Source organism: Actinoallomurus acaciae (assembly GCF_042429965.1).
GTDB classification, from domain to species: Bacteria; Actinomycetota; Actinomycetes; order Streptosporangiales; family Streptosporangiaceae; genus Actinoallomurus; species Actinoallomurus acaciae.
This window is the reverse complement of the sequence record NZ_JBHLZP010000116.1, coordinates 18,681-26,577: the sequence shown is the minus strand read 5'-3', so window position 1 is coordinate 26,577 and position 7,897 is coordinate 18,681. Positions and strand designations below refer to the sequence as shown.

Annotated in this window: 7 protein-coding genes; 4 read left to right on the top strand and 3 right to left on the bottom strand. The window is 71.2% G+C overall.

The window, feature by feature from the left end; genetic code table 11:
- Positions 1-110 precede the first annotated feature (110 nt).
- The gene (locus ACFFNX_RS17615) at positions 111-980 is read right to left on the bottom strand and encodes a VOC family protein (protein WP_378202758.1); all 870 of its coding nucleotides are present in this window, start codon (positions 978-980) and stop codon (positions 111-113) included.
- Between the two features lie 128 nt (positions 981-1,108).
- On the opposite strand from ACFFNX_RS17615, the gene ACFFNX_RS17610 reads away from it, so the two are divergent.
- On the top strand, positions 1,109-2,077 hold the full coding sequence (locus tag ACFFNX_RS17610; protein WP_378202755.1) for an Lrp/AsnC family transcriptional regulator: 969 nt from the start codon (positions 1,109-1,111) through the stop codon (positions 2,075-2,077).
- Positions 2,078-2,298: 221 nt separating this feature from the next.
- On the opposite strand, the gene ACFFNX_RS17605 is transcribed toward ACFFNX_RS17610, so the two are convergent.
- Complete coding sequence (locus ACFFNX_RS17605) at positions 2,299-3,735, bottom strand: aldehyde dehydrogenase family protein (protein ID WP_378202751.1); 1,437 nt, start codon at positions 3,733-3,735, stop codon at positions 2,299-2,301.
- 234 nt (positions 3,736-3,969) lie between these two features.
- Here ACFFNX_RS17605 and pdhA point away from each other — a divergent pair, with 234 nt between their 5' ends.
- Genes pdhA through ACFFNX_RS17590 form a run of 3 tightly spaced genes read left to right on the top strand, consistent with a single transcriptional unit; the run spans position 3,970 to position 7,504 of the window.
- The gene (pdhA, locus tag ACFFNX_RS17600) at positions 3,970-5,088 is read left to right on the top strand and encodes a pyruvate dehydrogenase (acetyl-transferring) E1 component subunit alpha (RefSeq protein WP_378202748.1); all 1,119 of its coding nucleotides are present in this window, start codon (positions 3,970-3,972) and stop codon (positions 5,086-5,088) included.
- 46 nt (positions 5,089-5,134) lie between these two features.
- Positions 5,135-6,112: an alpha-ketoacid dehydrogenase subunit beta gene (locus ACFFNX_RS17595; RefSeq protein ID WP_378202745.1), complete on the top strand. Its 978-nt coding sequence runs from the start codon at positions 5,135-5,137 to the stop codon at positions 6,110-6,112.
- A gap of 3 nt (positions 6,113-6,115) precedes the next feature.
- Positions 6,116-7,504, top strand: a complete 1,389-nt coding sequence (locus ACFFNX_RS17590) for a dihydrolipoamide acetyltransferase family protein (RefSeq protein ID WP_378202742.1) — start codon at positions 6,116-6,118, stop codon at positions 7,502-7,504.
- A gap of 191 nt (positions 7,505-7,695) precedes the next feature.
- On the opposite strand, the gene ACFFNX_RS17585 is transcribed toward ACFFNX_RS17590, so the two are convergent.
- A partial coding sequence (locus tag ACFFNX_RS17585; protein ID WP_512699852.1) for a carboxymuconolactone decarboxylase family protein occupies positions 7,696-7,897 on the bottom strand: 202 nt, incomplete at its 5' end.

Sequence of the window (7,897 nt, the reverse complement as noted above, 5' to 3'; positions counted from 1 at the left end):
CGGGGGCGCGAACCGCGACGCGGCGGCGTACGGGACGCCCAGGAAGGCGGTCACCCGCCCGTCCCGGCGGCCGCGGACCGCCCCGGCCGCGGTGGTCACGATCGGGTCCATCAGGCCTCCCGGAAGACGACGGCGGCGCCGTGGGCGTCGGCGAAGAACCCGTCCGGCGCGGAACGCGTGGCGATCCCGCCGGACTCGACCAGCCTCCGCGCCGCGCCCAGGTCGTCCACCGCGACCGCGTGGGCGGCGAAGAACGGAGGTGCCGTCGCCGTCATCCCCGGGAGCAGGGCTTCCAGGGCCGACGCGGGCGCGATCTCCATCCGGCCGGACCGGAGCGCGAACACCCGGCGCGGCCCGTCCTCGGTCGCGGACCGGGCCAGGATCGCCGCATACCGGTCAACATAGCCATCAAGCTCATCATCGGCGACCACCAGGAGCACGCCATCGAGGCGCCGTGCCCCGTTGGGGTGGTCGAGGTAGCGCGGCTGGTGCACGAGCTCCGGGGTCAGGTGCTCGGCGGCGTGCACGATCCCCTCGGGGGTCTTCGCCCGGTCGAGGTGCACGGCCCGCGCCCGCATGGTCCTGGAGCCGTCGGGGGTGTCGACCGGCCGCTCCAGCCGGGTGATCCCGGCGCCGGACTCCAGGTCCGCCGCTCGCAGCCGCCGCAACGCCGTCTCCGAGTCGCCGAGTCCGAAGGAGACGCCGCGCAGCCCCTCGTACCTCTCGAGCAGCGGCAGCACCCTCCATGGGTCCGGTGCCTGCTCATCGACGATGCCGATCAGTTCGATGAACGACTCGCCGAAGTACGCACACCGGTTCGCGGTGCAACTGGGGACCATCGGCCCGCCGGCCGTGACGGTGACCCGGTGCCGCGACGGCGGGCTGAGCGTGAAGCCGAGCCGGTCGTACAGCTGCCACACCGCCCCGTAGTCGCGCGTGATGGTGACCGAATGGTCCAGGTAGTCGGTGTCCATGGTCATCGATGTCGCCTCTCGTGATCGTGGCCGGTTTCAGTCCGGCGTCCACGGACACGATGTCGCCGCCGGCGACGTCGGTGTGATCCACGGCGGGGTTGCCGCAAGAATCCGACGTTCACTAGCGTTCAGTGATGGAAACAGTGACGATCGACCTGCTGGACAGGAAGATCGCTCATGCCCTCCAGCTGGACGGGCGCGCTCCCTTCAACGTCATCGCCGAGGCCCTCGGCGTCTCCGACCAGACCGTCGCCCGGCGCTACCGCCGGCTGCGTTCGGCGGGCGCACTGCGCGTGGTCGGCCTGCCCGACCCCGCACGCGTGGGCCAGGTCATGTGGGCGCTGCGCCTGCGGTGTGCCCCCGGCGCCGCCACCCCGATCGCGGAGGCCCTGGCCCGCCGGCCGGACACCTCCTGGGTGAGCCTCACGTCCGCCGGCACGGAGATCGTGTGCTTCGCCCGCGCCCACGGCCCCCGCCTGCGCGACGCGCCCCTGCTCGACCGGCTGCCCCGAACCCCGAAGGTCATCGCCGTGACCGCGCACTGCCTGCTGCACATGTACGCCGGCGGCCCGACCGGCTGGCGGCGCCGGACCGAGGCCCTGACCCCCGAGCAGGTACGGCGGCTGCGCCACGACCCGCCGACCGGGACGGGGGCGTTGACGCTCAGCGCCGCCGACGAGGCCCTTCTCGCGGAACTGGCCCTCGACGGCCGCACCGGCTATCCGGAACTGGCCACGGCCACCGGCTGGTCCCCGTCCACGGTCCAGCGCCGCCTGGAGCACCTCCGCATGACCGGGGCGCTGTTCTTCGACGTCGACATCGACCCCGAGCTGCTCGGCTATCCGGCCGAGGCGGTGCTCTGGCTCTCCGTCCCGCCGACCCGGCTGAGCCAGGTCGGCGCCACACTCGCCGCCCATCCTGAGGTCGCCCTCGCCGCCGCGACCACCGGCCCCGCGAACCTCATGGCTCTAGTCGGCTGCCGCGACGTCCACGACCTGTACGACTACATCACCACACGCCTCGGCGACCTGGAGGCCATCGAACGCCTGGAGACGGCACCCGTCATCGAACACCTCAAGCGTTCCGGAGCGCTGCTCATCTAGAGCGTGCCCGAAGTCGCCGGGTCGTGGGCTGTCCACAGCCTGTCACACAGCCTTCCCTTGGCGGGCGCGGTCCCTGGACAATGGAATTGGGGTCGGCGCCCCCTGGGCGGGCGGGGCCTGTCTTCGGGCGGGGCCTGTCTTCGGGGGGCCTGTCTTCGGGCGGGGCCTGTCTTCGGGCGGGGCCTGTCTTCGGGCGGGGCCTGTCTTCGGGCGGGGCCTGGTCAGGGTTCCAGGGAGACGAGGCGTGCCTCCGTCATCTCGCGGATCGCGTACGCCGGGCCCTCGCGGGTGTTGCCGGAGTCGCGTACGCCGCCGTACGGCTGCTGGTCGACGCGGGCCGTCGGCACCTCGTTGATCAGCACGCCGCCGAATCGCAGTGTGCGCGCGGCTTGTAGCGCCTTGCCGAGGTCGGTGGTGAACACGCCCGCCTGCAGGCCGTACCGCGCGTCGTTCGCGAGTGCCAGCGCCTCCTCGAAGGACCGGTAGCGCGTCAGCGTCACGACCGGCCCGAAGACCTCATCGCGCTGAAGGTGCACGGTCGGCGGTGCGTCCTCGACCACCGCCGGGCGCAGCAGGCCGTCCTCGGTGATCTCGCCGCCGCACAGCACCTTCGCGCCCGCGGTCACCGCCTCCTCGATCCATTCGACCACGCGTGCCGTGTCGTCCCTGCTGATCAGCGCGGACACCTCGGTGTGCTCGTCCAGCGGGTCGCCGAGGCGCAGGCTCTCCACGCCGTGGACGAGCGCCGCGGTGAACTCGTCCGCGACGTCCTCGTGCACGTAGATCCGCTGCGTGGAGATGCACGACTGCCCCGCGTGTGCGAACCCGGCCATCCGTGCCTTCTTCGCGGCCCGCGCCCAGTCGCCGTCCGTCTCGACGATCAAGGGGGAGTTCGACCCCAGCTCCAGCCGTACCTTCTTGCGCGGCGCCTTCGCCGCGAGGGCCCAGCCCACCGGGGCCGAACCGGTGAAGGTGACGTACGCGACGTCGTCGTGGGTGGCCAGCGCGTCGCCGACGACGGAGCCGGACCCGGTGACCACGCCGAGCCATCCCGGCGGCACCCCGAGGCCGTCCAGCAGCTCGGCGAGCAGCAGCGCCGACACCGGCGTCTGCGAGGCGGGTTTCAGCACGACCGGGCAGCCCGCCGCGATCGCCGGGGCGACCTTGTGGGCCACGAGGTTCAGCGGGAAGTTGAACGGTGAGATCGCCGCGACCACGCCGATCGGCACCCGCAGCGTGAAGCCGAGCTTGCCGGCTCCCGCCGTCGAGGCGTCCATGGGCACCATCTCGCCGGCGAGCCGCCGCGCCTCGGCGGCCGAGAACGCGAAGGTCTCCACCGCCCGCCGGGCCTCCTCACGCGCGGTCATGATCGGTTTGGCCGCCTCGCGGGCGATGGCGTGGGCGAAGTGCTCCAGCCGGTCGTTCAGCGCGGCGGCGGTCTGCTCCAGCACGCGGATCCGGTCGGTGCGCGGAAAATCGTCGCGGGCCAGGGCCGTACGGGCCGCCGCCACCGCCTGGTCGACGTCGCGGACCCCGGCCGCCGGCACACGAGCCACAACGGACCCGTCGTACGGGGACCTGACCTCCGCCGTACCCCTCTCTCCGGCCGGCCGCCACCCGCCGTCGATCAACATGCCGGGGAGCTCGAAGAAAGTCATGGCGAACCACCTCCCCCCTACCGAATCCCTACCCCCGATGGCGTTGGTGCCACGGCACAACGTTCCGGGTACGTTTCCCGTAGCCGTCGTGGCTTGCGCCCGACTTGGAGGTGTCTGCCACGATGACGGTGATACGGCGCCCGTACTCGCCGAGATCCGCGGGAGGGGCGACGCGTAACCAGGTCGGACGCGGTGATCCCACGGACCGGCCCTGAACGCACGAGGAGTGGCCACGTGACCATCGACGCCGCGCACGGTGCGCCCCCGGGCACCGATGCACAACCCCCACCCGAACTCGTTCAGCTGCTCACCCCCGAGGGAGAGCGCGTCGAACATCCCGAATACGACGTGGAGCTCACCGCCGATGAGATCAAGAGCCTCTACCGCGATCTGGTGATCGTGCGGCGGCTGGACCAGGAGGCGCTCGCGCTGACCCGGCAGGGCGAGCTGGGCGTGTGGGCGTCCCTGCTCGGCCAGGAGGCCGCGCAGATCGGCTCCGGACGGGCGCTGCGGCCGAACGACATGGCGTTCCCGAGCTACCGGGAGCACGGGGTGGCCTGGTGCCGCGACGTCGATCCGGTGAGCGTGCTGGGCCTGTTCCGCGGGGTCAACCACTCGGGCTGGAACCCCAGGGAGCACAACTTCCACCTCTACACGATCGTCATCGGTAGCCAGAGCCTGCACGCCGCCGGGTACGCCATGGGCATCCAGCGGGACGGGGGCGAGGACGCGGCGATCGTCTACTTCGGCGACGGCGCGACGAGCGAGGGCGACGTCAACGAGGCGTTCGTCTGGTCCGCCGCGCAGAACGCCCCGATCGTGTTCTTCTGCCAGAACAACCAGTGGGCGATCTCCGAGCCGCTGGAGCGCCAGTCGCGGATCCCGCTGTACCGGCGCGCGGAGGGTTTCGGCTTCCCCGGCATCCGCGTCGACGGAAACGACGTCTTCGCCGTGCTCGCGGTGACGCGCAAGGCGCTGGACAACGCGCGCAGCGGCCAGGGCCCGACCTTGATCGAGGCGTTCACGTACCGCATGGGCGCGCATACGACGACGGACGACCCGACGCGCTACCGGCTCCAGGCCGAGCTGGAGGCCTGGAAGCTCAAGGACCCGATCGAGCGGGTCAAGGCCTACCTGGTCAAGAACCAGATGGCCGACAAGGAGTTCTTCGAGTCGATCGACGACGAGGCGAAGAAGATCGGCTCCGACGTGCGCAAACGCTGTCTGGAACTGCCCGACCCCGAGGCGACGGCCATCTGGGAGAACGTCTACGCGACGGACCACTCGCTACTGGCCGGCGAGCGCGATCAGTTCACGTCCTATCTTGGTTCCTTCGAGGAGGTGACCAGATGAAGCGCGACGGCGCCCTTCACCGGTCCGGCAAGAGGGGAGCTCGACATTGAGCACCGAGACCCTGTCTCTCTCCCGCGCCATGAACGAAGGCCTGCGCAAGGCCATGGAGAATGACCCCAAGGTCCTGGTCATGGGCGAGGACGTCGGCAAGCTCGGCGGTGTCTTCCGGGTCACCGACGGCCTGCAGAAGGACTTCGGCGAGGCACGGGTCATCGACACGCCCCTCGCGGAGTCGGGCATCGTCGGCACCGCCATCGGCCTCGCGCTGCGCGGCTACCGGCCGGTGTGTGAGATCCAGTTCGACGGCTTCGTGTTCCCCGCCTTCAACCAGATCACCTCTCAGCTCGCCAAGATGCGGCTGCGCTCCCTCGGCACGCTCGAACTGCCGGTCGTGATCCGCATCCCGTTCGGCGGCGGCATCGGCGCGGTCGAGCACCACAGCGAGTCCCCCGAGGCGTACTTCACCCACACGGGTGGCCTGCGCGTCGTGGCCTGCTCCAACCCCTCCGACGCGTACACCATGATCCAGCAGGCCATCGCCTGCCCGGACCCGGTCATCTTCTTCGAGCCGAAGCGGCGTTACTGGGACAAGGCGCCGGTCGAGCTCGACCTGTCGGCCGCGCCGTCGTTCGAGTCGGCGGTCGTCGCCCGCGAGGGCACCGACGTGACGCTGCTCGCGTACGGGCCGATGGTCAAGACCTGCCTCGAGGCGGCGCAGGCCGACGCGGAACGCTCGATCGAGGTCGTCGACATCCGCTCGCTGAACCCGCTCGACGAGTCGATCGTCATGGAGTCGGTGCGCCGTACGGGCCGGTGCGTGGTCGTGCACGAGGCGCCGGTCTTCAGCGGGTACGGCGCGGAGCTGGCCGCCCGGATCACCGAGAAGTGCTTCTACCACCTGGAGTCCCCGGTGCTGCGGGTCGGCGGGTTTTCCACACCGTACCCTCCGTCGCGCCTGGAGGATCACTACCTGCCCGACCTCGACCGCGTCCTCGACGCCGTCGACCGGACCTTCGAATGGTGAGGCATGGGTGAGCTGAAGCAGTTCAAGCTGCCGGACGTCGGTGAGGGGCTCACCGAGGCCGACATCGTCAAGTGGCACGTCCAGCCCGGCGACACGGTCGAGGTCAACCAGACGATCCTGGAGATCGAGACGGCCAAGGCCGTGGTCGAGCTGCCGTGCCCGTACGAGGGAACGGTCACCGAGCTCCTCGTCACCGAGGGCACGACGGTCGACGTCGGCGTACCGATCATCACGGTCGACGTCGGCGGCTCGGCGTCGGCCGAGGCCGCGAACCAGGTGACCGAGCCGGCTCCGGAGAGCGCCCAGGAGCCGGGCACGGTGGGCAGCGTCGCCCCGAAGGTCGACCCGACGGCGCCGCAGCAGCAAAAGCGCGTGCCGGTGCTGGTCGGGTACGGGGTGAAGCAGAGCACGACGACGCGGCGGCCGCGCAAGAAGGCGACTCCTGCGGCTTCTCCGGCTCCTGTGGCTTCTCCGGCTCCTTCCGTACGGCCGGTGGCCGCTTCCTCGCCGAACGGCGGCGGGGCGCGGGTCGCGGTGCTGGCCAAGCCGCCGGTGCGCAAGCTCGCCAAGGACCTCGGCGTCGACCTCGCCACGATCAACGGCACCGGGCCGCAGGGGTCGATCACACGTGACGACATCCAGCAGGCGGCCTCCCCGGCCCCCGCCGTCGCTCCGGCGCGGCCCGCCGGGGAGCGGGAGGAGCGCATCCCGGTCCGCGGCGTGCGCAAGCACACCGCGGCGGCGATGGTGCAGTCGGCGTTCACCGCGCCGCACGTCACCGAGTGGCTCCAGATCGACGTCACCGAGACGATGAACGCCACCCGGCGGCTGCGCGACCTGCCCGACTTCGAGGGCGTCAAGGTCTCGCCGCTGCTGCTGGTCGCCAAGGCGCTCCTGCTGGCGGCCCGCCGGCACCCGATGATCAACTCGATGTGGGACGAGGCCGCCCAGGAGATCGTGGTCAAGCACTACGTGAACCTCGGCATCGCCGCGGCCACCGACCGTGGCCTGGTCGTCCCGAAGATCAAGGACGCTCAGGACCTGTCCCTGCCGGACCTGGCGCGGGCGCTGGGCGACCTCGCCGCGACGGCCCGCGCGGGCAAGTCGACGCCGGCCGACCTGTCGGACGGCACGATGACGATCACCAATGTGGGCGTCTTCGGCGTCGACGCGGGCACCCCGATCCTGACCCCGGGCGAATCGGCCATCCTCGCCTTCGGCCAGGTACGGGACATCCCGTGGGTCCACGAGGGCGAGATCAAGATCCGCAAGGTGACGACGCTGGCGCTGTCGTTCGACCACCGCATCGTGGACGGAGAGCTGGGCTCGGCCGTCCTGCGCGACGTCGGCGCCATGCTGGAGGATCCGATGAGGATGCTCGCCTGGTCGTAGCCGTACGTCGAGGGCCGTCTCCGTTCCGTACGGGGACGGCCCTCAGCGCGTTCGCCTACGGCCGCAGGACGGCCGTCTCCCCGAGGGCGACGCCGCCGCCGGAGAGCGGGCCGTTGTCCAGCGTCAGCCCGCCCTCCACCGGGAAGCCGTCACCATCGGGTCTGATGCCGGTGGCGTGGGGCGAGGCGCCGCTATCCCCACTGGCCGGGCTGGTAGTCGCCGGCGGGCCGCTGGGTGATGACGTTCAGGCGGTTCCAGGCGTTGATGAGGGCGATGAGGGATACCAGGGCGGCGAGTTGGTCTTCGTCGTAGTGCTTGGCGGCGTTGGTCCAGGCTTCGTTGGTGACGCCGCCGGCGGTGTCGGCGAGGCGGGTGCCTTGTTCGGTGAGTTCG